This is a genomic window from Modestobacter sp. VKM Ac-2978, from assembly GCF_026968025.1.
In the GTDB taxonomy this organism is placed as follows: Bacteria; Actinomycetota; Actinomycetes; order Mycobacteriales; family Geodermatophilaceae; genus Modestobacter.
Genome location: NZ_JAPVBP010000003.1, coordinates 93,473 through 117,480, shown reverse-complemented (window position 1 = coordinate 117,480; position 24,008 = coordinate 93,473). Strand labels below are relative to the sequence as shown.

The following is a 24,008-nucleotide window of genomic DNA, read 5'->3' as shown; positions in this document are numbered from 1 at the left end:
AGCCCGTCCGGGTCGTGCGGTGATCGAGGCGAGACGGCGACGCTACCGCGCCCCTGCCGGCGCCGCCGGACCGGTCACGCCACGGATGTGACGGACCGGTCCGGCGCTACGCCCCTACAGGCCCACCGCGGCGGCCAGCGCCCGCCGGGTGAGCACCTGGGCGAGGTGCTGCCGGTAGTCGGCCTGGGCGTTCAGGTCGTTGCTGGGGCTGGTGCCCTCAGCTGCCTGGGCCGCCGCCGCGGTCACCGTCTCCATGCTGACGTCCACCCCGACCAGCGCCGCCTCGGTGGCCGACGCCCGCAGCGGGGTCGGTCCCATGTTGGTCAGCCCGATCCGGGCCTCCGCGATCCGGCCGCCCTCCCGCCGAACGGCCGCGGCCACCGCCACGATCGACCAGGCCTGGGCCACCCGGTTGAACTTCTCGTACCGGACCCCCCAGCCCTCGCCGAGCTTGGGCACCCGGATCTCGACCAGCAGCTCCCCCTCCTCCAGCGCGGTGGTGAGGTAGTCGACGAAGAACTCCGCGGCGGGCACGGTGCGCCGCCCGCCCGGCCCGACGAGCACGAACTCCGCGTCCAGGGCCAGCGCGACCGCCGGGAGGTCCCCGGCCGGGTCGGCGTGCGCCAGCGCGCCGCCGAACGTGCCGCGGCGGCGCACCTGCCGGTCGGCCACGGTCTCGGTCGCCTGCACGATGAGCTGGCCGTACTGGGCCAGCAGCGGGTCGGCGAGGACGTCGGCGTGCGTGGTCATCGCCCCGATGACCAGCGTGTCGCCGTCCTCCCGCACCCCCCGCAGCTCCTCGACCCGGGTGAGGTCGACGAGCACCTCGGGCGCGGCGAGCCGCAGCCGCATGACCGGGATCAGCGACTGCCCGCCGGCCAGGACCTTGACGTCCTCACCGCCCTCGGCGATCGCCTGCAGGGCCTCCTCGACCGTCGTCGGGCGGGCGTACGCGAACGGTGCGGGAATCACAGGTGACCTCCGGAGGACGACGGATCGGTGGACGCGGCAGCCGTCTCGCCAGCGGTGGCGCCCTGGGCGTTGGAACCGGCGGCGGCCCGGTCTCCGCCGTCGCCGCCCTGGTGGATCGCCCGCCACACCCGTTCCGGGGTGAGCGGCATCCGGATGTCGGTGACGCCCAGGTGCCGGACGGCGTCGAGCGCGGCGTTGACCACGGCCGGGGTGCTGGCGATGCAGCCGGCCTCTCCCACGCCCTTGGCGCCCAGCGGGTTGCTGGTCGCCGCGTGCACGGTGTTGCCGGTGTCGAAGTGCGGCAGGTCCGAGGCCGCCGGCACCAGGTAGTCGACGAAGCTGCCGGTGGTCAGGTTGCCCTCGGCGTCGTAGATCGCCTCCTCGTACATCGCCTGGGCGATCCCCTGGGCCAGGCCACCGTGCACCTGGCCCTCGACGATGAGCGGGTTGACGATCGTGCCGACGTCGTCGACGCAGGCGTACTTCCGGATCTTGGCGAACCCGGTCTCGGTGTCGATCTCCATCGCGCAGATGTGCGTGCCGTGCGGGAAGGAGAAGTTCTCCGGGTCGAAGGTGGCCTCGGCGTCGATGGAGGGCTCGATCCCCTCCGGGTAGTCGTGCGCGGCGAAGATCGCCAGGGCGACCTCCTGGATGCCGACCCCGGCGCCCGGCGTCCCGCGCACGGAGAACTTCCCGCCGGTGAACTCGAGGTCGTCGGCGTTGGCCTCCAGCAGGTGGGCGGCGATCACCCGGGCCTTCTCGACCACCTTCTCCGCGGCCTTCACGACCGCGGTGCCCCCGACGACCAGCGACCGGGAACCGTAGGTGTCCAGCCCGCGCGAGGAGATCGCGGTGTCACCGTGCAGCACCTCGACGTCCTCGAACGGCACGCCGAGCTGGTCGGCGACGATCTGGCTCCACGCCGTCTCGTGCCCCTGGCCGTGCGGCGTGGAGCCGGTGACCACCTCGACCTTGCCGGTGGGCAGCATCCGGATCGACGCCTGCTCCCAGCCACCCGCGCCGAAGGCCAGCGAGCCGAGCACCCGAGAGGGGGCCAGCCCGCACATCTCGGTGAAGGTGGAGAAGCCGATGCCCAGCTGGACCGGGTCGTTCGAGTCGCGGCGACGCTTCTGCTCCGCCCGCAGCTCGTCGTAGCCCAGCAGCTCCAGCGCCTGCTCGGTGGCCTGGTGGTAGTCGCCGGAGTCGTACTCCAGCCCGGCGACCGTGGTGAACGGGAACTCCTCGGCGTTGATCCAGTTCTTCCGGCGCACCTCCAGCGGGTCCATGCCCAGCTCCACGGCGAGCTCGTCCATGATCCGCTCGATCGCGAAGGTCGCCTCGGGCCGGCCGGCGCCGCGGTAGGCGTCGGTGGGCACCTTGTTGGTGAAGACGCCGTCGCACTCGAACCGGTAGGCCGGGAACTTGTAGATGCCCGGGAACATGAACGCGCCCAGCGCCGGGACGCCGGGGGTGATCAGCCGCAGGTAGGCGCCCATGTCGGCCAGCAGCCGCACCCGCAGGCCCTTGACCGTGCCGTCACGGTCGGCGGCGACGTCGATGAACTGCACCTGGTCGCGGCCGTGGTGGGCGGTCATCAGCGACTCACCGCGGGTCTCGGTCCACTTGACCGGCTTGCCCAGCCGCCGCGCGATGAGCAGGCAGAGGATCTCCTCCGGGTTGACCTGCAGCTTCCCGCCGAACCCGCCGCCGACGTCGGGGGCGATCACCCGCAGCTTGTGCTCCGGGATGCCGGTGACCATCGCGGCCATCACCCGCAGGATGTGCGGGATCTGGGTGGCCGACCACATCGTGTAGTTGTCGCCGGAGGGCTGGACGACGACCGAGCGGGGCTCCATGAACGCCGGGATCAGCCGCTGCTGGACGAACCGGCGGCTGACCACGACCTCGGCGTCGGCGAACGCCTGGTCGGTGTCCCCTCCGGTGCCGGCCTCGCCGGCGTCGAAGACGAAGTGGTAGCTGGTGTTCGACGTGGTGTGGTCGTGCACCAGGGGCGAGCCCTCCTGCACGGCCTGCTCCATGTCCAGCACGACCGGCAGCGGCTCGTAGTCGACGTCGATCGCCTCGAGGGCGTCGGCGGCGGCGGTGCGGCTGCGGGCCACGACGATCGCGACCGCCTCGCCCACGTGGTTGACCTGCTCGACCGCGATCGAGGGGTGCCCCGGGTTGACCATCTCGGGGGTGACCGGCCAGGCGCAGGGCAGCGAGCCCTGCTCCTCGGCGAGGTCGGCCCCGGTGTAGACGGCGACGACGTTCGGCCGCTCCTTGGCGGCGCTGACGTCCAGGTGGGTGATCCGGCCGTGGGCCACCGGGCTGCGCAGCACCGCCAGGTGCAGCATCCCGGGCAGCACCATGTTGTCGGTCCAGGTCGTCTTTCCGGTGATCAGCCGGGCGTCCTCCTTGCGGCGACGCGCCTGCCCGACCTCCTTGGCCGGCGGCAGGTCGACCGCGGCCGGGTCCTCGACGGCGGTCATGCCTGCACCGCCACGTGCTCGGCGGCCGCGGTGTCGACGGCGGCCGGCTCGGCCTGCGGGTCGTCGGCGGCCTTCCCCGACATCTCCGCCGCCGCCTGGCGCACCGCCCGGACGATGTTCTGGTACCCGGTGCAGCGGCAGAGGTTGCCCTCGATGCCCTCCCGGACCTCCTCGTCGCTGGGGTCGGGGTTCTCCTTCAGCAGGTCGATCGAGGCCATGATCATCCCGGGCGTGCAGAACCCGCACTGCAGACCGTGCATCTCGTGGAAGGCGCGCTGCACCGGGTGCAGCGTTGCGCTCTCGCCCTCGCCGGTGGCGACGCCCTCGATCGTGGTGACCTGGCAGCCGTCGGCCTGCACCGCGAACACGGTGCAGGACTTCACGGCCTGACCGTCCAGGTGCACGGTGCAGGCACCGCAGTTGCTGGTGTCGCAGCCGACGACGGTGCCGACCTTGCCGAGCTGTTCCCTCAGGTAGTGGACCAACAGGGTCCGTGGCTCGACGTCGTCCGTGTAGGACGCCCCGTCGACCCGCACGTTGATCTGGGTCACGAGTCCTCCGCTCCGTTGCAGGGCCGTTCGTGGCCGAGAGCACCCGGCCTCGGCGTGAGTGTGTCAACGGACACACTCAGGCGCCAGACCGAGTTCCCCGCTCCGGCGAGCGGAGCGTCGCGCGCGAGACGGCCCACTCCGGTGGTCCCGGCCCTACGCTGCCGCCGTGAGCCGAGCGAGCAGTCGTGCCCTGCAGGCAGCCGGTGGCGTGGCCATCGCCGGTGGCCTCCTCCTCGGGGGTGCGCCGATGCCGCTGGGCGACTACGGCTGCGGCGCGGCGTTCGCCGGCTCCCCGTACATCACCGACAACACCATCGACGTCGTACTGGCCTGCGCCGAGCAGCGCGCGGACCGGCAGGAGGTCGCGATCGGGTTCCTCGTGCTCGGGGTGGCGACCGCCCTCGGTGCACAGGTGCACCTCTGGGCCAGCCGCGCCCCGGTCCAGCCGCGGCGGACGCAGCCCAGCTCGACGACCTGACCGGCAGCGCCGGCAGGTGGGCTCAGCCCGCGCCGAGCTCCCGGCGACGCAGCACGGCCGACGCGGCCAGGAAGCCCAGGCCGAGGACGGCGAGCCCGGCGCCCACCACGCTCGGCGCCCGGTAGCCCAGGCCGGCGGCGATGACCAGACCACCGAGCCAGGCGCCCAGGGCGTTGGCCGCGTTGAGCGCCGAGTGGTTCAGCGCGGCGCCGAGCATCTGCGCCTCACCGGCGACCTCCATCAGCCGCAGCTGGAGCAGCACGACCATCGTGGAGGCGGCCGCGGCGATGGCGAACACCGTGACGATCAGCGCCAGGGCGTTGCCGGCGGCCACCGCCATCACGCCGAGGAGCACGCCGGTGGCGACCGTCGCCCCGACCAGCGAGCGGAACAGCGCCCGGTCGGCGAGCCGCCCGCCCAGCACCGTCCCGAGGACACCACCCACCCCGAAGGCCAGCAGCACGACCGGCACGAAGCCCGCCGACCGGCCGGCCACCTCGGTGACGATCGGCGCGATGTAGCTGTACATGGCGAACATCCCGCCGAAGCCGACGGTGGCGACCAGCAGGGTCAGGACCACCTGCGGCCGGCGCAGGGCACCCAGTTCGGTGCGGATCGTCGCCTCCGAGCGCCCGGGCACCGAGGGGACGACGGTGAGCACGGCCAGCAAGGTCAGCGCGCCGATGACCACGACTGCCCAGTAGGCCGAGCGCCAGCCCAGCTGCTGGCCCAGCCAGGTCGCGGCGGGCACCCCGGCGACGTTGGCGGCCGCCAGCCCGAGCATCACCGAGCTGACCGCGCGGCCGCGCAGGTGGGCCGGCACCAGAGACGCGGCGATCAGCGAGGCGACGCCGAAGTAGGCGCCGTGCGGGAGGCCGGCGACGAAGCGGGAGAGCACCAGGGAGCCGTAGCCGGGGGCCAGCGCGCTGAGGGTGTTGCCTACGACGAACGCCACCATCAGCCCCATCGCCAGGCGCCGGCGTGGCAGCCGGGCGCCCAGCGCGGCGAGCACTGGGGCGCCGACGACCACCCCGAGGGCGTAGGCGGAGATGACGTGCCCGGCCTCGGGGATCGTCGCGTCCACCCCGCGGGCGATGTCGGGCAGCAGTCCCATGGTCACGAACTCGGTGGTGCCGATGGCGAACCCGCCGAGCGCGAGGGCGACGATCGCCAGGACTGCGGTGCGGGTGGACGGTGCGGTGGGGACCGACGTCGTCGAGACGGCGGGGGCTGCGCTCACAGCTGGCCCAAGACGTCGCCCGCCGCGACCATTCCCACCGCCGTCGCGACCCGTTCGGGTGGTTCGGCGCGAGCCGGAGGCCCTCCGTGCCGATGCTCACCTGAGGACCGGGAGGAGGCTGTCATGGCCGAGCAGAGACGACGCACCGCGGGCAGCAGTCCCGTGGCGCGGCGGCGTGCCCCCGCCCGGCGGCGCACCCCGGCCCGGCGCCGGGACCACACCCGCTGGCTGGTCCCGCTGCTGGCCGTCACCGTGGGCGCGGTCGTGCTCGCCCCGCAGCTCACGCCGGTGCTGGTCGACCTGACCGCCACCAACGCACCGGTGGTGCAGGAGACCGTCGCCGCCCCGGCCCCGGTCGCTGCTCCCGCGCCCGCGGAGGTGCCCGTGCTCGCACAGGGCGTGGACACCCTGGCCGACGTCGCCGCCGCCCGCGCCGAGACCCGCTCGCGCGCCCAGGTGGCCGCCGGTGGTGGCGGCCTGGTCGTCCCCCAGCCGCCGCGCCCGGGTCGGATCTCGATCATGCCCAACGCGTCGGTCGGCAGGTCGCCTGTCTACAAGCTGCGGCCCGACGGCTGCGGTGGCGCGGGCACCACGCCGCGCCGGATCGTCCCCGGCGTCGTCCCCGGGCCGGGGTCGGCGACGCTGGACTGGATGTCGGACAACCGGCCCGAGGTGGTCGGGTACCGCGTCCAGGCGGTCAGCCAGCGGCTCGTCGGCGGGCAGCAGCCCCCACCGGTCGTGCGGGCCGTCGACCAGGTCGAGGGCTGCCAGCCGATGACCGTGACGGTCGACGGGCTGACCCCCGGCGAGCCCTACGTCTTCTGGTTCGAGGAGCAGGTGACCAGCGCCAGCACCGGGGTGACCCGGACGGTGCAGGTGGGCACGACCGCCGCCGTCGTCATCGGCTGACCCGCGCCGCCGCTCAGTGAGCGGCGACGGCAGCCGTCTCGGGGTCGGGCTCCTCGAGCTGCCACGGGCGGACGACGACGACCAGGACGACGATCGCCAGAACCAGCGAGCCGACGATCACCGCGCCCATCGCCACCGCGTCGTTGCCCAGCAGGCCGACCAGCGGGGAGACCGCAGCGCCCACGCCGAACTGCACCGCGCCGAGCAGCGCCGCCGCGGTACCGGCCGAGTCGCCGTGCCGGGAGAGGGCGAGAGCCGGGGCGTTGGGCAGCGCCAGGCCGCAGGCGAACAGCACCGCCCACAGCGGGATCGCCACGGCGAACAGGCCGCCGGTGCTGGTGGCGGCGAGCCCGAGCAGCACCGCGCCGGCGGCCGCGCCGCCCACCGTTCCGGCGACGAGCACCTGCGCGGGGGAGAACCAGCGGAGCAGCACCGGGTTGAGCTGGGTGGCGGCGATCAGCCAGAACGCGCCGGCGCCGAACAGCAGCCCGAACTGCTGCTCGTCGAGGCCGAACTGGCGCTGGTAGACGAAGGAGGAGCCGGAGACGTAGGCGAACAGCCCGGCCATGGTCAGGCCGGCGACGAGCACCAGGCCGACGTAGGCGCGGTCGTGGAACAGCGACCGGTAGCCGCGCAGCGTGCCGCCGACCCCCTCGGTGCTGCGGCGCTCCGGCGGCAGGGTCTCCCGGATGAGGAAGAAGCCGATCGCCAGCAGCGCCACGCCGTAGAGCGCGAGGATCAGGAAGACCCCGCGCCACGAGGTGAAGCGGAGCACCTCCCCGCCGATCGTGGGCGCCAGCACCGGCGCGGCACCGAGCACCAGGAAGAGCCGGGAGAGCATGGTGGCCGCCGCGCGGCCGACGAACAGGTCGCGGACGACGGCGATCGCGATCACCGCACCGGCCGCGGTGCCCACGCCCTGCAGCACCCGCAGGGCACCCAGGACGGCGATGTTCGGGGCGAGCAGCACCAGCAGCGACGCGACCACGTGCACCGCCGTGCCGGCCAGCAGCGGGCGGCGGCGGCCGAAGCGGTCGGACAGCGGGCCGAGCACCAGCTGGCCCAGGGCGAGGCCGATCAGGGTGCCGGTGAGCGTGAGCTGCACCGCCGCGGACGTCGTCTCCAGCTCGGTGGCGATCGTCGGCAGGGCCGGCAGGTACATGTCGATGGTGAGCGGCCCGAGGGCGACGAAGGCGCCCAGGGTCAGCGCGAGGCGCGCGGTCTTCGGCTTCTCCACCTGCGGGTCGGGCAGCCCGGAGACGTCGACCCGGGCGGGGGCGTCGGCCTGGGCCGGCGCGGCTGGATCTCGTCGTGCGGAGTGCTGGGTGGCGGTCATCGGGTCCCCCTGGTCGGTGCTGTGCTCCCGCGGGACCGACGCTGGCCACGTTCGCAGTACCTGGGCGACAAGGCTGCGTGATGCAACTGCATTCCGGCTGGACGGGGTGTTCAGCCGCACGTCACCCCGAGGTCACCCTCGTGGGGCGACCGGCTCGGGTGCGGCGGGCAGCAGCGCCCGGCCGTTGCGGGCCCGCAGCGCGCCCCACCAGAGCCCGGCCCCGTACGCCAGGTCCTCCAGCCGGCGGCCGGCCGCGAAGGCGGGCAGGTCGATCTCCCGGCGGTGCGGCCACCAGCCGGCCACCGCGTCGGCGACCGCCACCGCACCGGCCGCCCGCCGCGCCCGGCGGGAGACCAGCGCCGCGGCCACGGTCAGCGGCCAGTGGTGCCGGGTCACCGTGCGGGCCAGCGCCCGCCCGGACGACGCCGTCCCGCGCAGCACCAGGCCGGCCGCCCAGCCGATCGGCAGCGGCCGGCCGGGCACGGCCACCCGCCGGGCAAGCAGCACGCTGGCCCGGCCGAGCACGCCGAGGGAGCCCAGCAGACCCCACCGGCCGGCGAACGCCGGGAGCACCCAGGCCGCCAGCGACCAGGGCGAGATCACCAGCGGGGCGACCGCGGCGCCGTGCCGCTGGGCGAGCAGCGCCGCGCCGGTGCCGTAGAACGCCCGGCGCCGCAGCCAGTCGCCGAGCTCGACCCGGTGGTCGTGGGCGACCCGCGCGGCCGGCTCGTAGCGCACCCGCCAGCCGGCGCCGGTGAGCCGCCACACCAGGTCGACGTCCTCGGCGACCGGCATCGCCTCGTCGAAGCCGTCCGCCAGCGCGGTCCGCCGGGCCAGCAGCGCCGCGCTGGGCACGTAGGAGACCCCCGTCCCCGGGGCGACCCGCGCGGCGGCCGGGCCCATGTCCAGCGCGCTGTCCAGCGCCTCGTACCGGGCCACCCAGCCGGGCTGGGCCGGGTCGAGGGCGGTGATCCGGGGCGCGACCACGGCCAATCGCGGATCGGCCAGGTGCCCGGCGAGCGTGGCCAGCCAGCCGGCCTCGGGCACGCAGTCGGAGTCGACGAACGCCACCGCGTCGGTGTCGGCGACCCGCAGCCCGGCGTTGCGGGCCGCGGCCGGTCCGCGGGCGTGCTCGTGCCGGAGCAGCCGCGTGCCGGCGGCCACCGCGGCCACCGCGGCCGGGTCGGCCGAGCCGTCGTCCACGACCACGACCGGGCAGCCGGCCGTGCCGGGATCGGCGCGCAGGGCGGCCAGCAGCCGGGCCAGCCCGTCGGTCCGGTCCTTGACCGGGACGACGACCGTGACGTCGGGCCGCGGCATCGCCGGCACCTCGGGGACGGCGACACCGGCGTCCAGCAGCCGGGCCGCCAGTGCGGCGCTGCGGGCGTCGGTGACCTCCAGCCGGTCACCGACCAGCAGCTCCTGCGCGGCGGGGGCGAGCCGGAGCAGCCGGGCCGGGGAGCCGCCGAGCAACGCCGTCCCGCCGTCGCGGCGCTCGACGCCCGGGCCGAGCACCACGGTGAAGCCGTCGCGCAGCCGGTCGGTGGGGGGCGGGTTCATCGCCCGGCGAGCACCGCGTCGGTGGTGGTGAGGGTGATCAGCGGCGCGTAGAGCGCCATCGCGGCCAGCGCGCGGTCGTGGTCGGCGTCGCTGGCGCCCGCGCAGGCGTCGGTGACCACCTGCACCGGCACCCCGGCGTCCGCGGCGGGCAGGGCGGTGGAGAGCACGCAGCAGTCGGTGGAGACGCCGGCCAGCACCAGCGGCCCGGCCCCGACCAGGACGGCGAGCTCGGCGCCCCACTTGCCGAACGTGGTCGCGTCGAGCACCGGCGCGTCGCCCGGGTCGTCGACCAGCGCGTACAGCGGCGCGTCCGGGGGCTGGAGGGCGAAGGGGAACTGCGCGTAGTAGGGCACCCAGGCCCCGGCCGGTTCGGCCGGGGCGACGAACCGGGTGTGCACCACGCGGCCGGCGAAAGCCGTGGTCAGCCGGCGGATCGCCGGGTGCACCTCGGCGAACCGGGGCGCGCCCCACGGGGAGTCCCGGTCGGCGAAGACGTGCTGGGCGTCGACCACCACGAGCACGCCCTCGGTCACGCCGCCTCCTGCCGGCGCACCGCGCCCCGGCGCAGCAGCAGCGTGCCGGCGAAGCCGACGGCCAGGGCGACCAGGACGCCGAGGTTGGCGAAGGCCCAGTCGCCGTCCTTGCCGCCCAGGCCCACCGGGCCGAGCAGGTAGCCCTGCCAGGTCAGCCAGGTGGCGTAGGTGTTGGTGACCAGCCCCCAGCCGAGCAGCGTGCCGAGCCCCAGGAGCGTCAGCGGGACCGGCGGGACCGAGCCGTAGCGGCCGCGCGGGTCGTACAGGTCGGCCTCGGCGTAGTCGCGGCGGCGCAGCAGCAGGTCGGCCAGCACGATCCCGCACCAGGCCGCGACCGGGACCCCGAGGGTGATCAGGAAGCCCTGGAACTGGACGAAGAAGTCGCCCTCGGCGAGGAAGACGACCCAGATGGCGCCGAGCACCATGAGCAGGCCGTCGATCGAGGCGGCGACCGGGCGGGGGACCCGCACGCCGGCGGCGAGCAGGGACAGGCCGGAGGAGTAGATGTCCAGCAGGGCGCCGCCGACCAGCCCCAGGACGGCGACCAGGGCGAAGGGCACCAGGAACCAGGTGGGCAGCAGGGCGGCCAGCGCGCCGATCGGGTCGGCGCTGATCGCCGCCGCCAGGTCGGTGGACGAGCCGGCCAGCAGCAGCCCGACGACCAGCAGGACGACCGGGGCGAGCGCGGAGCCGAACGTCGTCCAGCCCACGACCCCGCGGGTGGAGGCGGTGCGCGGCAGGTAGCGGGAGTAGTCGGCCGCGGCGTTGACCCAGCCGAACCCGTAGCCGGTCATGACGAAGACCAGCGCACCGATGAACGCCTGCGTCGACCCGGCGGGCAGGTCGCTGACCACCGCCCAGTCGATCTCGTCGGCGACCAGGAGCAGGTAGCCGACGGTCAGCACGCCGGTGATCACGGTGATCACCGTCTGCATGCGCATGATCAGGTCGAAGCCGAGCACGCCGCCGACGACCACCAGCGCGGCGACCACCAGCAGGGCGACGACCTGGGTCGCCGTCCCGCCGCCCCAGCCGAGCTGGGTGAACACGGTGGCGGTGGCGAGGGTGGCCAGCGAGGCGAGCACCGTCTCCCAGCCCACCGTGAGGATCCAGGACAGCACGGCGGGCACCCGGCCCCCGGTGACCCCGAAGGCGGCGCGGCTGAGCACGAGGGTGGGCGCCGAGCCCCGCTTGCCGGCGATGGCGATGAGGCCGCAGAGCCCGAAGCTGAGCACGATCCCGACGACACCGGCGACGACGGCCTGCCAGAAGGAGATGCCGAAGCCGAGGACGAACGCGCCGTAGGCCAGGCCGAGCACGCTGACGTTGGCACCGAACCACGGCCAGAACAGCTGGCGCGGGGTGCCCTTGCGCTCGGCCTCGGCGATCACGTTGATGCCGTTGGTCTCCACCGCCACCCGCGGGGTGGCGGCCTCCGCCGGGGGCCCGGCCTCCCCCGTTGCCTGGTGCGCCATCGGTGCGTGCTCCGTCCTCGCCGGCGGGTGCTCGCGCCCCGCTCCCGGTGCCGGACCCTAACCGCGGCCACCGACACCGGCGGGACTCCGGGCGCCGATGCATCGACAGCCGATGCATGGAGCCGCTACCGTCCGGCCATGGACGTCCGGCCGCTCACCGAGCCGACCTTCTTCGTGCTGGCGGCCCTGGCTGACCGGCCCCGGCACGGGTACGGGGTGATCGCCGAGGTCCAGGGCCTGTCCGACGGCCGGGTAACCCTGCGGGTCGGCACCCTCTACGGGGTGCTGGACCGGCTGGTCGCCGAAGGGCAGGTGGCGCCGGACCGGGAGGAGGTGCACGCCGGCCGGCTGCGCCGCTACTACCGGCTCACCGACGCCGGCCGGCTGGCCCTGGAGGCCGAGGTCGCCCGGCAGGAGGCCAACGCCCGCGCGGTGCGGACCCGACTGGCGGTGCGGCCGGCATGAGCCCGCTGGAGCAGCGCTACCGGCGGCTGCTGACCTGGCTGCCCGAACCGGCCCGGTCGCGCTGGGCCGACGACATGACCGAGACCTATCTGCAGGTGGAGACCGCCGACGACCCGGAGTACGCGGAGTTCGGCAGCCCGTCGCTGACCGACCGGCTCGACGTCGCCCGGCTGGCGCTGCGGCTCCGGCTGGGCGCGCCCGGCGCCTCGGTGCGCGCCGTGGCGACCGGGCGGACGGTGCGGCTGGTCGCCGTCGCCGGCACGGTGGCGCTCGCCTCGCTGGCCCTGCTCGGGCTCTTCTCGACGGCGTGGCTGCACGGCCGGCTCCCGTTCATCGACGCTCCGGACCTCGGCGACCGGCTGCTGTGGGGGCCGGCGGACGCCGTCCGCACCGTGGTCAGCGCGCTCACCGTCGCCCTGGCGGTCTGCGCCGTCCGCGGGCTGGCCGCGACCCGGCCACTGGCGGTCGTCGTGCTGGTCGGGCACGTGGTGCCGGCGCTCGTCGCGGTGATCCGGCCGGTGGAGCTGCTGGTCCAGCTGACCATCGCCGTCCCGCTCGTCGCCGCCGCGCTCATGCCCACCGGCGCTCCGCTGCACCGGCCGCTGTGGCTGGTCCCGATCCCGCTGGTCGCCTCGGGATCGGTGGCGGCCCTCCGCCCGGAGCCACCCCCGGAGTGGACGCTGGCGCTCTTCGACCCGATGGTCCAGTGGGCGCTGCTGACGGTCGTCGTCGGCGCCGTGCTGGTGCTGCGCCGCGGGCGGGTGCGCGGCCCGGCCGAGCTGGCGGTGGCGGTGCTCGCTGTTGCCACCCTGCCGGCGCTGCTCGTCCGCTGGCCGTACGAGAACCCGCCCGGCTACGCGACCGTCGTGGTGGTGGTCACCCTCGCCGCCGTCGCGATGGCGGTCGTCACCGGCGTCGTCGGGCTGCGCGCCGTCCGCGCCCTGCCGGTGGTGCCGGCCGACCGCTGACACGACGACGCCCCCGCCGGCCCGGGTGGGCCGACGGGGGCGTCTGACGAACGGTGCGTCAGCTGCGGGTGCGCGCGCCGTACCGCTGGTTGAACCGCTCGACCCGGCCGGCGGTGTCGAGGACCCGCTGGTTCCCGGTCCAGAACGGGTGGGACGACGCGCTGATCTCGACCGGGACCACCGGGAGCGTCTCGCCGTCCAGCTCGATCGTCCGGCTGGTCTGCACGGTGGAGCGGGTGCGGAACGTGGCCCCGGTCGCGGTGTCCTGGAAGACGACGGTGCGGTACTCGGGGTGGATGCCGTGCTGCATGGCTGGTCCTCTCGGTCTGCGCGGGACGTCCACCCCCGTTGGGGCGGGCTGATCGCGACTGTCTGGGTCAACCACCCCGACGGGCCCGCTGTTCCCGGCCCAGCGCCGCAGGGGAGCCGCCAGCGGTGACCGGACCGTGACCTCCGTGTGCTTAGGTCAGCCTCACCTGACCCACCGAAGGAGCTCGAATGTCCCGCCTCCCCCTCCGCCGCAGGGCCGTCCGCGGCACCGCGCTGCTGGCCGCCGCGCTCGTCCTCACCAGCTGCGGGGGTTCCGACTCCGGCGAGGACACCGCGGCCGAGGGCACCGACCCGGCGACCGGTTCGTCGGACGCCTTCCCGGTCAACGTCGAGACCGCCTTCGGCGACGTGACGGTCGAGGAGGAGCCGACCCGGGTCGTCGCCCTCGGCTGGGGCGACGCCGAGATGGCGCTGGCGCTCGGCGTCCAGCCGGTCGGCGCGAGCGACTGGCTCGGCTTCGGCGGCGAGGGGGTGGGCCCATGGGCCGAGGGGCTCTACGACGAGGCGCCGGAGATCATCGAGACGCTGGAGCCCAGCCTCGAGGCGATCGCCGCGCTGGACCCCGATCTGATCCTGGACACCAAGTCCCCCGCCACCGAGGAGCGGTACGAGGCGCTGAGCGCCATCGCGCCGACCATCAGCCAGCCGGTGGGCACCGACCCCTACGTCGTCCCCTTCGAGGAGCAGCTCGACCTGGTCGGCCAGGCCCTGGGCAAGACCGAGGAGGCCGAGGAGGTCGAGGCCGAGGTCGACGAGGCCTTCGCCGCCGCGGCCGAGGCGCACCCGGAGTTCGACGGCACCGAGGTGGCGGTCGCCGCCTACACCGCCGAGGGCTTCGGCGCCTACGTCAGCGGCGACGCGCGGGTCGACTTCATGGAGCAGCTCGGCTTCGTGAACGAGCCGGCCATCGAGGAGCTGGCCACCGACAGCTTCTACGTGCCGGTGAGCGAGGAGCAGCTCCCGTTGCTCGACTCCGACCTGACCGTCGCCTTCCCGATCTTCGTCGAGGCCAGCGAGATCACCGACAACCCGCTGTGGCAGGCGATCCCGTCCGTGCAGGCCGGCAACGCCGTGGTGCTCGACGACGAGACGCTGACCAACGCCTTCTCGATCGGCACGCCCCAGGGCATCCAGTACGCCCTGGACAACGCCGTCCCGCAGTTCGCCGACGCGCTCGGCTGACCTGCCGCACCACCTGATCGGACCGGCGCCGCCGGGCAGCACCTGGCTCAGCCCAGGAGCCGCCCGGCGGCGTCGGTGTCCCAGGCCCGGACGGCGGCGACCAGCCGGCCGGTCAGCGTCTGCAGCAGGTGCGCCCCCTCCGCCGCCGAGGCACCGGCCGGGTCACCGAGCACGCCGTCCCGGCTCACCGCCCGCACGCCCTCCGCGCGCAGCCGGGGCAGCAGCTCCCCGATCGGCGCCGTCTCCCCCGCCGCGGCGAGCTCTGGGCGGACCCCAGCAGGTTCCACGTGCAACATCAGTGACGTCTCGGTGCGCCCGGCGTGCGCGTCGCCACCGGGCACCCCGCACGGGAACCAGACGACGTCGCGGCCCTCGCCCCGCAGCTGTGGCACGGCCGCCCGCAACGCCTCGATGTTGCCGCCGTGCCCGTTCACCACCAGCAGCCGGCCGGCCCACCGTCCGGCCGAGCGCCCGTACTCCACCAGCAGGGTGGTCAGCGCGGCGGTCCCGATCGAGATCGTGCCGGGGAAGTCCTCGTGCTCACCGCTGGCGCCGTACGCCAGCGCCGGGGCGAGCACCGCGCCGTCCAGCTCGCCGACGGCGGCCTCCGCCACCGCCTGCGCGACCGCGGTGTCGGTGGTCAGCGGCAGGTGGCGGCCGTGCTGCTCGACCGACCCCAGCGGGACGACGAGCAGCGGCCGGCCCTCCAGGTCGGGCCAGGTCGCCCCGGTCAGCCGCACGACGTCGTCCACGGCTGGGCACCCTGCCAGAGACCGTGCGTGTCGTCCGCGGCCGTTGCGGGCAGGGCAGGACCATGACCGACGAGACCCGCGCTGATGACACGCGCAAGGTGGCCGAACTGCTGAAGGACGAGCGGATCGCCGTGTTCACCACGATCACCGCCGACGGCACGCTGATGAGCCGGCCGATGTCCATGCAGCAGGTCGAGTTCGACGGCGACCTGTGGTTCTTCGCCAGCCGGAGTTCCCGCAAGGTCGCCCAGGTGACCGCGAACCCGCAGGTCAACGTGGCCACCTCGGGCAGCGACAGCTGGGTCTCGCTGACCGGTCACGCCGTGGTCTTCGACGACCTGGCGAAGAAGCAGCAGCTGTGGAACCCGGTGGTCGAGGCCTGGTTCCCCAACGGCCCCGAGGACCCCGACGTGGTGCTGATCCGGGTGGACGCAGCCTCCGCCGAGTACTGGGACTCCCCCGGCGGGCGGCTCGCCAGCGCCTTCAGCTTCGCCAAGGCGAAGGTCACCGGGCAGCCGTACTCCGGCGGGGAGAACGAGACCGTCCGGCTCTGACCGGCACTCCCAGCAGGCGCACAGGGAACCCACCGTCGACGTCCAGCGGGTGGGAGGACGGTGGGGCTCCGCCCACCCCTGGAGGTCCTGATGCTCTCCGTCGCCGTGCTCATCGCGTTCTTCGCCCTGCTCACCGTCGCCGACCTGCTGCCCGGCTCGGCCGACGCACCCGGGTTGGTCGCCCCGCTGCGCTGAGCCCGGCCGGGTCGTCGATCCGGCCGGGCTGGGGCGTCAGCCCAGCTGCAGCCCGGCCAGCGGCGACTCGTCGCAGATCTTGGCCGGCGGGACGCTGGGCATTCCCAGCAGCGTGGGCTGGCCGCGCACCGGGCCGGTGTGCGAGTGGTCCAGGTGGCTCTTCGGCGTGACCGTCGCCGCGTCGCGGGCGGCCAGCGCGGTCTCGCCGTACCCCTGCACGCACTCGGGGTCAGGGCCGTCCAGCGGGAGGCCGGTGAAGAACTTCGCCGCCATGCACCCCCCGCGGCAGGCGTCGAAGTGGGCGCACTTGGTGCACGCGCCGCCGGTCTGCGGGCTGCGCAGGTCGGCGAACAGCTCCGACTGCTGCCACACCTGCTGGAAGCCGCCGGGGGACCGCACGTTGCCGGCCAGGAAGTCCTCGTGGATGGCGAACGGGCAGGCGTAGACGTCACCGACCGGGTCGATCAGGCAGACCACCCGGCCGGCGCCGCACAGGTTCAACCCCGGCAGTGCCTCACCGAACGCGGAGAGGTGGAAGAACGAGTCGCCGGTGAGCACGTTGTCGCCGTTGGCCAGCAACCAGGCGTACAGGTCCTTCTGCTGGGCCATCGTGGGGTGCAGCTGCTCCCAGACGTCGGCCCCGCGGCCGGAGGGCCGCAGCCGGGTGATCCGCAGCTGGGCGCCGTAGGAGTCGGTGAGCGCCTTGAACTCGTCCAGCTGCCCGGCGTTCTCCCGGGTGACGACGACGGAGACCTTGAAGTCCTTCATCCCGGCCTCGGCCAGGTTCTCCAACGCCTTCGTGGCGGTGGCGAACGAGCCGGTGCCGCGGACCCGGTCGTTGACCTCGGCGGTGGCGCCGTCCAGGGAGATCTGCACGTCGACGTAGTCGGTGCGGGCCAGCTGCGCGGCGCGGGTCCTGTCCAGCTTCACGCCGTTGGTGGAGAACTTGACGCCGACGTCGTGCCCGATCGCGTAGTCGAGCAGGTGCCAGAAGTCCGGGCGGACGGTGGGCTCGCCGCCACCGACGTTGACGTAGAAGACCTGCATCCGCTGCAGCTCGTCGATCACCGCCTCCGCCTCCGCGGTGGACAGCTCCCGGGGGTCCCGGCGCCCGGAGGAGGACAGGCAGTGCACGCACGCCAGGTTGCAGGCGTAGGTGAGCTCCCAGGTCAGGCAGATCGGGGCGTCCAGGCCGTACTCGAACTGGTCGATCAACCGCCCACCGGTCGGGCGCTCGGCGGGGCGGGAGGGCAGGACGGCGGTCATGCTGAACGCCTCTCGATCATCTGGGACCGGGCCAGGTCGGCCAGCGCCTTGACGTAGGTCGGGCGCTGAGACTCCGGCACCTCGCACGCGAGGAGGGCGGCCGTGGCGGTGGGGTGGTCGGCGAGGGTCTCCACGACCCGGACCAGCGTCTTCGACTTGAGGAAGGAGAGCTTCCGGGTGCCGAAGTGGTAGACCAGCGCCCCGAAGGGCTCCGGCCGCAGCGCCACCGACCGGGCACGCTGCCAGGGCAGCTCCGGGTCGAACACCGCTGGGTCGGCCCCCGCTGGGGCCGGAGCAGGCGAGGTCATCGGGCGCGGATCAGTAGACGCCGCACATGCCGTCGATGGAGACCTCCTCCACGAGGGACTCCTCGACCAGGGCCTCCTCGGGGGCCGCGGGGGTCTCGACGGTGAGCTCGTCCTGCGTCGTCTCGGGCACGGTGCCTCCGGGTGAGCTGGGTCACGGACCTGACCCGGCAGACCGTAGGTGACACCCAGTGCCACCGGCAAGCGCTGCGACCGCTGAGCGCGGCGCCGGGCGATCACCGCGCTGCCGAGGAGCAGGATGGGGACCGTGACCGAGACGATGGTCGCGGCCGACGCCCGCGAGGAGACCCGCGCCCGGATCGAGCAGGCCGCCCTCGACCTGTTCACCGCGCAGGGGTTCGAGGCGGTGACCATCGACGAGGTGGCCGACGCCGCCGGGATCAGCCGGCGCACCTTCTTCCGCCACTGCGGCACCAAGGCCGACGCGGTCTGGGGCCAGTTCGACGGCCACGTCGTCCGGCTGGAGGGGATGCTCGCCGCCGCTGCGGCCGACCAGCCGGTGCTCGCCTCGGTCTATGCCGCCTACGTCGAGGTGAACGACTACGCACCGGCCGACCTGCCGATGCTGCGCCAGCGGATGCGGCTGATCCTGACCGAGCCGGCGTTGCTGGCGCACTCCCAGGTGCGCTACGCCGACGTCGACCGGGTCGTCGCCGCGCACGTGGCGCGGCGGACCGGGGTGGCGCCGGACGCGCTGGTGCCGCGGCTGGTCGCGACGAGCACCCGCGCCGCCGCGACGACGGCCTTCGAGCTGTGGCTGGCCGACGGCCGGATCACCCTGGGCACCGCGCTGCACCAGGCCTTCGACGAGCTGGCCGCCGGCTTCCCGTCGCTGCGCCTGCCCGGCTGACCGGGCAGCCGGGGGCGTGGGGCAGCCGAGCTGCGCCCACGCCCCGGGCTCGGGTCAGACGGTCGCGGGCTTCACGGTGACGCCGCGCAGCACCTCGGACGGGCGCTGCTGCTCCCCCGCGTAGGAGCTGACGACGACGAGCGCCCCGGTGATCGCCGGCACGACCCACTGCAGCTGGTCCAGCCGCAGCTGCGCGGCCGCGACCTCGCCGCGGGCCCGCTTGGAGGGCCTGGTGGCGCGCTTGGACGGGGTGGCGCCGCCCTGGTCGACGATCTTGCCGAGCAGCCGGCTGTAGGCGGTGACGCCGAGTGCGGCCGCCGTCAGCGCCGTCTTGGCCGCCGACATGGCCTTCACGCCCTGCTGCTGGGCGACGCGCTGCTTGTTCGCCTGCAGCTGGCCGACGCTGCCGATCAGGTGCGCGCCGATGGCGGCGGCGTTGACCGGCGTCCACCGGTTCCAGCCGGCGTTGGCGACGGCGCGGGTGGCGCGGGCGCTGCCCGCCTCGCCGGAGGCGGGGTTCAGCGCGACGGCGTTGGCGAGCGTGCCGCCGAACCAGGCGGCGAGGCCGACGTCGTGCAGGGAACGGGACAGGGTGTTGCGGGCCATCGTTGGCTCCTCGGATCAGGGATGTGTCGTGGTCAGCGACCGAGGAGGGTCGACGACCTCGATCTGCATGGACCCCCGGTACCCGCCGGTGCCGGATGCACCCGTCCGTCGGCCAACGGGTCTGCGGCCTGCCCACTCGGCGCCGCACAGCCGGGTGACCGGTGCGCTGACCCGGTTCGTCGCGCCGGCCGACCGCTGCGAGGATGCCGGGATGGACAGCCTCACCCATGCCGGCTCCGTCGTCGTCCGGTCCTCACCCGAGGCGCTCTACGCGCTGGTGTCCGACGTGACCCGGACCGGTGAGTGGAGCCCGATCTGCACCGCCTGCTGGTGGGACGAGGGCGCCTCGGCCGAGGTCGGCGCCTGGTTCACCGGCCGCAACCAGGTGCCTGGACGCACGTGGGAGACCCGCAGCCAGGTGGTGGCCGCCGAGCCCGGCCGGGAGTTCGCGTTCCTGGTCGGCGGGAAGCTGGTGCGGTGGGGCTTCACGATGGAGCCGGTCGAGGGCGGCACCCGGCTGACCGAGTCCTGGGAGTTCCTCCCGGCCGGCCAGGAGTTCTTCGCCGAGCGGTACGGCGCCGACGCCCAGGCACAGATCGACGACCGCACCCGCGCCGCCCACGCGAGCATCCCGGCCACCCTCGCCGCCCTCAAGGCCATCGCGGAGGCCGAGCCGCGCTGACCTCGAGGCGACCGGGGAACCCTGGACCTGCCGGGTGGCGTCCTCCGGCCCAGGATGACCACGTGCCTGCACCCCCGCTCCCGCGGCTGATGGACGAGGACACGGTCGACAAGATCGCGTCCCAGGTCCAGCTCTCCGGCAGCTTCCTGCTGTTCATGGCCACCTCCGGGGTGCTCGCCTCGGTGGCACTGCTGTCGGACTCGGTCCCGATCCTGATCGGGTCGATGATCGTGGCGCCGCTGATGCCCCCGTTGGCCCTGGTCCCGTTCGCGCTGGTGGTGAATCGTCGCGGCGAGGCCGGGCGCGGGCTGCGCATCGCGCTGATCGGCCTCGCGCTGGCCTTCGCCGCCGCGTGGGCCACCACCGCGGTGATGTCCGCCCTGGGGGTCGTCGCCCCGGACGCCGTGCTGATGGAACAGCCCCTCCTGCAGGAACGTGTCCACCCCGGCTGGTGGTCCATGGCCGCAGCGCTGGCCGCCGGCCTGGCCGGGACCGTCGCCCAGGCCAGCGAGAAGACCGACACCCTCATCGGCACCGTCGCGGCGTTGGCCCTGGTCCCCGCCGTCGGTGCGTCGGCGATCGCGGTACACGTCGGCGAGCTGGCACCAGCCCTCGGCGGGCTGCTGCTGCTGGGCATGAACGTCGGCCTGATCGTCGGGATGGGGATCGTCGCCCTGCTCGCCTCCGCGGGACGACCGGGGCTGCGCCCGCTGGCGCTGGTCCCGGTGGTCGTCGTCGTGGTCGTGGGCCTCCTGCTGGCCTGGGCCCAGTCGACCGACACGGTCTCCGAGACGCCCCCGAACACCGGGGTCACGTCGAACGCCGGGGCTGCCCCCCGTTGACCCGTGGGTGGTCAGCGGCGGCGGAAGACGTAGCCGCCGTGGTGGAGCACGCCGTCCCGGAACCGGCCGTAGGCCCAGAAGCCGAGGTCGTCGCGGTAGACGATGCGGTCGCCGTCGAGCCAGAACGCACCCTGGTAGGCGTGCGGGCGGCCTCCCCGGGTCTCGTCGTACCGGCCGTCGGCGGTGAGCTCCTGGTGGATGGAACCGGTCTCGTCGACCCACGTCCCCAGATGCGGGCTGTCGGCCGGGGCGCGTCCCGGGCCCGTCTCGTCGATCGGGGCGGCGAGCCGGCGCCCGTTCCACCGCTGGACGACGCCGTCGGCCACGATCGCCGCAGCGCCGGCGGTGTACCAGACCAGCTGCTCGATCGGCCCGGTGCCCGCGGACGGGACCACGCCGAAGGTGGCCGGGTCGCCCGGCGTCAGGCTGCCGCCCCGGTCGCGCCGCCCCGCCACCGCCCCGGTCTCGATGACCGCCGGGGCGATCGTGAACCCGGTGCAGTCGACGACCAGGGCGTCGTCGTCCTCAGCGGCGGTGTGCAGGCCCGGCCCCACCCGCACGATCTCGGTGCAGCGGAGCAGCAGGTCGGCGTCCGTCAGGTCGCCGAGCAGGGGGTCCATCGTGCGCACCGTCGCGTGCGCGAACAGCAGCGGGCGGTGTCCGCCTGCCTGGTTGGCGAGGAGCGCCGGGAGGACGTCGTCGCTCAGCTGGTGTGTCGTGGTCATGCCCCGACCCTGCGGGCCGGACCGGGGGCCATCCAGGCCGCGCCGGACCTGGGTGCGGCGCACCCAGGGTCGGCGGGCGCGGTCAGGAGGCGAGGAACTCCTGCAGCCCAGCGAGCAGCCGGTCGACGTCGGCGTCGTCGCTGTACGGCGCCAGCCCGACCCGCAGTCCGCCGGTGTCGCCCAGCCCCAGGTGGCGGCTGGCCTCGAGCGCGTAGAACGAGCCGGCGGGGGCGTTGACGCCGCGCTCGGCCAGGGAGCGGTACGCGTCGGCGGCGTCCCGGCCGGCGAAGGTGAGCAGCAGGGTCGGGGTGCGGTGGGCCGCGCGCGACCACAGGGTCACCCCGGGCAGCGCCCGGACGCCGTCCTCGATCCGCTCCCGCAGCCGGTCCTCGTGCTGCTCGATGGCGGCCATCGCGGCCACCAGCCGGCTGCGGCGGTCGCCCTCGGGACCGGCCTGGGCGGCGAGCAGGTCGATCGCCGCCGTGGTGCCGGCCAGCAGCTCGTAGGGCAGCGTGCCCAGCTCGAACCGCTCCGGGACGGCGTTGCTGGAGGGCAGCAGCTTGTCCGGGTGCAACGTCTCCAACAGCTCCGGTGCGGCGACCAGGCAGCCGCAGTGCGGGCCGAGGAACTTGTACGGCGAGCAGACGAAGAAGTCCGCCCCCAGCGCGGTGACGTCGACCGGCGCGTGGGCGGCCAGGTGCACGCCGTCCACCCAGGTCAGCGCGCCGGCCTCGTGCGCCAGGGCGGTGATCGCGGCGACGTCGGGGCGGGTGCCGATCAGGTTGGAGGCACCGGTGACGGCGACGAGCCGGGTGCGCTCGGACAGCAGGGCCCCGACGGTCGCGGGGTCGAGCTCGCCGGTGGCGGGGTCGAAGTCGGCCCAGCGCACCGTGGCGCCGCGGGCCTCGGCGGCCTGCACCCACGGGCGGATGTTGGCGTCGTGGTCCAGCCGGGTCACGACCACCTCGTCGCCGGGCCCCCAGCCGGCGGACAGCACCCGGGACAGGTCGTAGGTCAGCGCGGTGGCGCTGCGCCCGAAGACGACGCCGCCGGGGTCGCCGCCGGTCAGGTCGGCGACCGCCTGCCGAGCGGCGACGACGATGGCGTCGGCGTTGCGCTCGGCCTGGGTGACCGAGCCGCGGTTGGCCATCGGCTGGGTCATCGTGGCGGCGACCGCCTGCGCGACGACGTCCGGCGTCTGCGAGCCGCCGGGGCCGTCGAAGTGCGCGGCACCGTCGGTGAGGGCGGGGAAGTGGGCGCGGAGTGCTGCGACGTCGAAGCTCATCGCCCGCTCACGCTAGCCGCGCGCTGCGTCCCCCACGAGCCGGCCGCCGCCGACACCGCGTGGCCGTGCCGGCGGGGACGTGCCGGAGCACGCCTGCCCTTCGCCTCCTGGGCCAACTGGCGGGCGGCGATGACCGAGGGAGGCTCTGCGGGTGGGATCAACGCGACGCCACGGAGGAGGCGGCGGCCGCGTTCTCGTCGGCGGCGCTGCCCAGCGCCCACCACCGGGCGATGCCCAGTGCGACGGCGATGGCGAGCAGCACGACCAGCACCTGCCCGGTGACGGTGGCCCCGGTGGTGAGGTCCTGCTGCGCGACGGCGACGGCTCCGGCGATGCCGACGGCTGCGCCGACCGGCAGGAGCTGGGCGGTCCTCGTCCGGGTCGCCCGGGCGGCCGGCCGGCCGGCCGACAACCGCGCGACCCCGAGGAACGTGCCCAGCAGTCCGACCAGCGCGATCCCCACGTACGCCACGATCGGCCCGGCCGTGGGGTAGCTGCCGTCCAGGGTGAACCAGGAGGCGAGCAGCGGGGTGAGCACCTCGACGACGAGCAGGTAGGCGACGACCACGGCGACGATCGCGGTGAGGACGCCACCGATCACCAGGCGGGGGTAGCCGCGCGGCCGCGGGCGGTACCCACCCGCCTCGACCGTCTCCCGGGCGAAGGCATCGACGTCCGGTCCGACGAGCGCCGCTGGGCTCACCCCGTCGGCCGCGGCGGCCTGGAGGTCGGTGCGGACGTCCGCCACGATCGCTCGCCGATCGGCGCGGGTCAGGTGCAGGCGCTGCAGGCTGCGGTCCAGTTCCGTGAGGGCGGCGTGGACCTGGCGGTCGAGATCTGCGTTGTCAGCCGTGGGCACGGGGGCTCACCTCGGGGGTGTCGAGGGCTCCGGCGGAGGCGAGGAGCCCGGTGATGGCGGAGGTCGAGTCGACCCACTGCTGCGTCCACTCGGTGAGTGCCTGGGTCCCGGCCGGCGAGACCTCGTAGACCTTGCGGGGCGGCCCGCTGGGACTGGGTTCGGTGCGCTCGCTGACCAGGCCCTGTCGGCGCAGGCGTCCCATCAGTGGGTAGACGGTGCCGTAGCCGACGCCGGGCAGTCCGTGCTTCTCGAGCTGGACGACGAGGTCGTAGGCGTGGGTGGGCCGGTGGGCCAGCAGGGCGAGCAGGCAGGTGTCCAGCGCACCGCGCAGCAGCTGGGTGCGACGATCCGGATCCGGTGCCATGCGAGACACAGTAGCGACAGTAGTTGGTCTCGCCTAGTACCGGAGTGGCGTCGCGTTGCCGCCGTCACCTGCACAAGGAGGCGGCGTTCGGATTACGGTCGTCGCTCCACAGCTGATCCCGTCGTGCAGCAGGTCGATTCCGGGGAGCGTCGTGTCGGTCAGCGCCATGGGCAGCAGCAGTTCGGTGATCGCTGCAGCGTTCCGCCAGTCC

Annotated in this window: 27 protein-coding genes; 9 read left to right on the top strand and 18 right to left on the bottom strand. The window is 74.5% G+C overall.

The genetic code is table 11. From position 1 onward, the window contains the following. Positions 1-114: 114 nt before the first annotated feature. From O2W53_RS08090 to O2W53_RS08080, 3 genes are read right to left on the bottom strand one after another with little or no spacing between them, the layout of a single operon-like run. Complete coding sequence (locus O2W53_RS08090; RefSeq protein ID WP_269162540.1) at positions 115-972, bottom strand: FAD binding domain-containing protein; 858 nt, start codon at positions 970-972, stop codon at positions 115-117. After that, positions 969-3,464, bottom strand: coding sequence for a xanthine dehydrogenase family protein molybdopterin-binding subunit (locus tag O2W53_RS08085; RefSeq protein ID WP_269162538.1), 2,496 nt, complete (start codon positions 3,462-3,464; stop codon positions 969-971). Before O2W53_RS08085 ends, O2W53_RS08090 begins: the two co-directional genes overlap by 4 nt. After that, on the bottom strand, positions 3,461-4,015 hold the full coding sequence (locus O2W53_RS08080) for a (2Fe-2S)-binding protein (protein WP_269162537.1): 555 nt from the start codon (positions 4,013-4,015) through the stop codon (positions 3,461-3,463). Before O2W53_RS08080 ends, O2W53_RS08085 begins: the two co-directional genes overlap by 4 nt. A 166-nt stretch (positions 4,016-4,181) precedes the next feature. Here O2W53_RS08080 and O2W53_RS08075 point away from each other — a divergent pair, with 166 nt between their 5' ends. Continuing rightward, complete coding sequence (locus tag O2W53_RS08075) at positions 4,182-4,493, top strand: hypothetical protein (protein ID WP_269162536.1); 312 nt, start codon at positions 4,182-4,184, stop codon at positions 4,491-4,493. A 22-nt stretch (positions 4,494-4,515) separates the two neighbouring features. Here the strand turns inward: O2W53_RS08075 and O2W53_RS08070 are convergent, their stop codons facing one another. After that, a complete protein-coding gene (locus tag O2W53_RS08070) occupies positions 4,516-5,733 on the bottom strand; it encodes an MFS transporter (protein WP_269162534.1) in 1,218 nt (405 codons plus the stop codon). Between the two features lie 123 nt (positions 5,734-5,856). Between O2W53_RS08070 and O2W53_RS08065 the strand changes: the two genes are divergently transcribed. Beyond that, a complete protein-coding gene (locus tag O2W53_RS08065; RefSeq protein WP_269162533.1) occupies positions 5,857-6,642 on the top strand; it encodes a hypothetical protein in 786 nt (261 codons plus the stop codon). Between the two features lie 13 nt (positions 6,643-6,655). Here the strand turns inward: O2W53_RS08065 and O2W53_RS08060 are convergent, their stop codons facing one another. From O2W53_RS08060 to O2W53_RS08045, 4 genes are all read right to left on the bottom strand, one after another. After that, complete coding sequence (locus tag O2W53_RS08060; protein ID WP_269162532.1) at positions 6,656-7,978, bottom strand: multidrug effflux MFS transporter; 1,323 nt, start codon at positions 7,976-7,978, stop codon at positions 6,656-6,658. A 132-nt stretch (positions 7,979-8,110) separates the two neighbouring features. Then, positions 8,111-9,538 (bottom strand): mycofactocin biosynthesis glycosyltransferase MftF, encoded by a 1,428-nt coding sequence (gene mftF / locus O2W53_RS08055; RefSeq protein ID WP_269162530.1) that lies wholly within the window; start codon positions 9,536-9,538, stop codon positions 8,111-8,113. After that, complete coding sequence (locus O2W53_RS08050) at positions 9,535-10,071, bottom strand: cysteine hydrolase family protein (protein WP_269162528.1); 537 nt, start codon at positions 10,069-10,071, stop codon at positions 9,535-9,537. The genes mftF and O2W53_RS08050 overlap by 4 nt, the downstream gene beginning before the upstream one ends. Then, positions 10,068-11,546: a purine-cytosine permease family protein gene (locus O2W53_RS08045; RefSeq protein WP_269162526.1), complete on the bottom strand. Its 1,479-nt coding sequence runs from the start codon at positions 11,544-11,546 to the stop codon at positions 10,068-10,070. The genes O2W53_RS08050 and O2W53_RS08045 overlap by 4 nt, the downstream gene beginning before the upstream one ends. 138 nt (positions 11,547-11,684) lie before the next feature. Here O2W53_RS08045 and O2W53_RS08040 point away from each other — a divergent pair, with 138 nt between their 5' ends. Together O2W53_RS08040 and O2W53_RS08035 are read left to right on the top strand one after the other, a co-directional pair. Continuing rightward, positions 11,685-12,011: a PadR family transcriptional regulator gene (locus tag O2W53_RS08040; RefSeq protein WP_269162525.1), complete on the top strand. Its 327-nt coding sequence runs from the start codon at positions 11,685-11,687 to the stop codon at positions 12,009-12,011. Continuing rightward, complete coding sequence (locus O2W53_RS08035; RefSeq protein ID WP_269162524.1) at positions 12,008-12,979, top strand: hypothetical protein; 972 nt, start codon at positions 12,008-12,010, stop codon at positions 12,977-12,979. Before O2W53_RS08040 ends, O2W53_RS08035 begins: the two co-directional genes overlap by 4 nt. 58 nt (positions 12,980-13,037) lie before the next feature. Here O2W53_RS08035 and O2W53_RS08030 read toward each other — a convergent pair whose 3' ends face one another. Beyond that, complete coding sequence (locus O2W53_RS08030) at positions 13,038-13,289, bottom strand: type B 50S ribosomal protein L31 (protein ID WP_269162522.1); 252 nt, start codon at positions 13,287-13,289, stop codon at positions 13,038-13,040. 188 nt (positions 13,290-13,477) lie between these two features. Here O2W53_RS08030 and O2W53_RS08025 point away from each other — a divergent pair, with 188 nt between their 5' ends. Then, on the top strand, positions 13,478-14,491 hold the full coding sequence (locus tag O2W53_RS08025) for an iron-siderophore ABC transporter substrate-binding protein (RefSeq protein WP_269162520.1): 1,014 nt from the start codon (positions 13,478-13,480) through the stop codon (positions 14,489-14,491). Positions 14,492-14,538: 47 nt separating this feature from the next. Here O2W53_RS08025 and mftE read toward each other — a convergent pair whose 3' ends face one another. After that, positions 14,539-15,243, bottom strand: a complete 705-nt coding sequence (gene mftE / locus O2W53_RS08020; protein ID WP_269162519.1) for a mycofactocin biosynthesis peptidyl-dipeptidase MftE — start codon at positions 15,241-15,243, stop codon at positions 14,539-14,541. A gap of 62 nt (positions 15,244-15,305) precedes the next feature. Between mftE and O2W53_RS08015 the strand changes: the two genes are divergently transcribed. Next, the gene (locus tag O2W53_RS08015; RefSeq protein WP_269162517.1) at positions 15,306-15,797 is read left to right on the top strand and encodes a pyridoxamine 5'-phosphate oxidase family protein; all 492 of its coding nucleotides are present in this window, start codon (positions 15,306-15,308) and stop codon (positions 15,795-15,797) included. 231 nt (positions 15,798-16,028) lie between these two features. Here O2W53_RS08015 and mftC read toward each other — a convergent pair whose 3' ends face one another. The 3 genes from mftC to mftA are packed head-to-tail and all read right to left on the bottom strand — an operon-like array spanning position 16,029 to position 17,696. Beyond that, positions 16,029-17,258, bottom strand: coding sequence for a mycofactocin radical SAM maturase (gene mftC / locus O2W53_RS08010; protein ID WP_269162516.1), 1,230 nt, complete (start codon positions 17,256-17,258; stop codon positions 16,029-16,031). Then, on the bottom strand, positions 17,255-17,566 hold the full coding sequence (mftB, locus tag O2W53_RS08005) for a mycofactocin biosynthesis chaperone MftB (protein WP_269162515.1): 312 nt from the start codon (positions 17,564-17,566) through the stop codon (positions 17,255-17,257). The genes mftC and mftB overlap by 4 nt, the downstream gene beginning before the upstream one ends. A gap of 10 nt (positions 17,567-17,576) precedes the next feature. Continuing rightward, positions 17,577-17,696, bottom strand: coding sequence for a mycofactocin precursor MftA (gene mftA, locus O2W53_RS08000; protein WP_064972396.1), 120 nt, complete (start codon positions 17,694-17,696; stop codon positions 17,577-17,579). Between the two features lie 135 nt (positions 17,697-17,831). Between mftA and mftR the strand changes: the two genes are divergently transcribed. Further along, positions 17,832-18,434 (top strand): mycofactocin system transcriptional regulator, encoded by a 603-nt coding sequence (gene mftR, locus O2W53_RS07995; protein WP_036335607.1) that lies wholly within the window; start codon positions 17,832-17,834, stop codon positions 18,432-18,434. A gap of 54 nt (positions 18,435-18,488) precedes the next feature. Here mftR and O2W53_RS07990 read toward each other — a convergent pair whose 3' ends face one another. After that, a complete protein-coding gene (locus O2W53_RS07990) occupies positions 18,489-19,040 on the bottom strand; it encodes a hypothetical protein (protein ID WP_269162512.1) in 552 nt (183 codons plus the stop codon). A 211-nt stretch (positions 19,041-19,251) separates the two neighbouring features. Here O2W53_RS07990 and O2W53_RS07985 point away from each other — a divergent pair, with 211 nt between their 5' ends. Continuing rightward, positions 19,252-19,722: an SRPBCC family protein gene (locus O2W53_RS07985; RefSeq protein WP_269162511.1), complete on the top strand. Its 471-nt coding sequence runs from the start codon at positions 19,252-19,254 to the stop codon at positions 19,720-19,722. Positions 19,723-19,784: 62 nt separating this feature from the next. After that, entirely contained in the window at positions 19,785-20,564 is a 780-nt protein-coding gene (locus O2W53_RS07980; protein WP_269162509.1) for a DUF389 domain-containing protein, read from the top strand. An 11-nt stretch (positions 20,565-20,575) separates the two neighbouring features. Here O2W53_RS07980 and O2W53_RS07975 read toward each other — a convergent pair whose 3' ends face one another. The 4 genes from O2W53_RS07975 to O2W53_RS07960 all read right to left on the bottom strand — a co-directional run bounded on the left by O2W53_RS07975 (position 20,576) and on the right by O2W53_RS07960 (position 23,797). After that, positions 20,576-21,289, bottom strand: coding sequence for an Atu4866 domain-containing protein (locus tag O2W53_RS07975; RefSeq protein WP_269162507.1), 714 nt, complete (start codon positions 21,287-21,289; stop codon positions 20,576-20,578). A gap of 82 nt (positions 21,290-21,371) precedes the next feature. Then, positions 21,372-22,574, bottom strand: a complete 1,203-nt coding sequence (locus O2W53_RS07970; protein ID WP_269162506.1) for a cysteine desulfurase-like protein — start codon at positions 22,572-22,574, stop codon at positions 21,372-21,374. 157 nt (positions 22,575-22,731) lie between these two features. After that, positions 22,732-23,433, bottom strand: coding sequence for a hypothetical protein (locus tag O2W53_RS07965; RefSeq protein ID WP_269162505.1), 702 nt, complete (start codon positions 23,431-23,433; stop codon positions 22,732-22,734). Further along, entirely contained in the window at positions 23,420-23,797 is a 378-nt protein-coding gene (locus O2W53_RS07960) for a PadR family transcriptional regulator (RefSeq protein ID WP_269162504.1), read from the bottom strand. The genes O2W53_RS07965 and O2W53_RS07960 overlap by 14 nt, the downstream gene beginning before the upstream one ends. Positions 23,798-24,008: the final 211 nt, after the last annotated feature.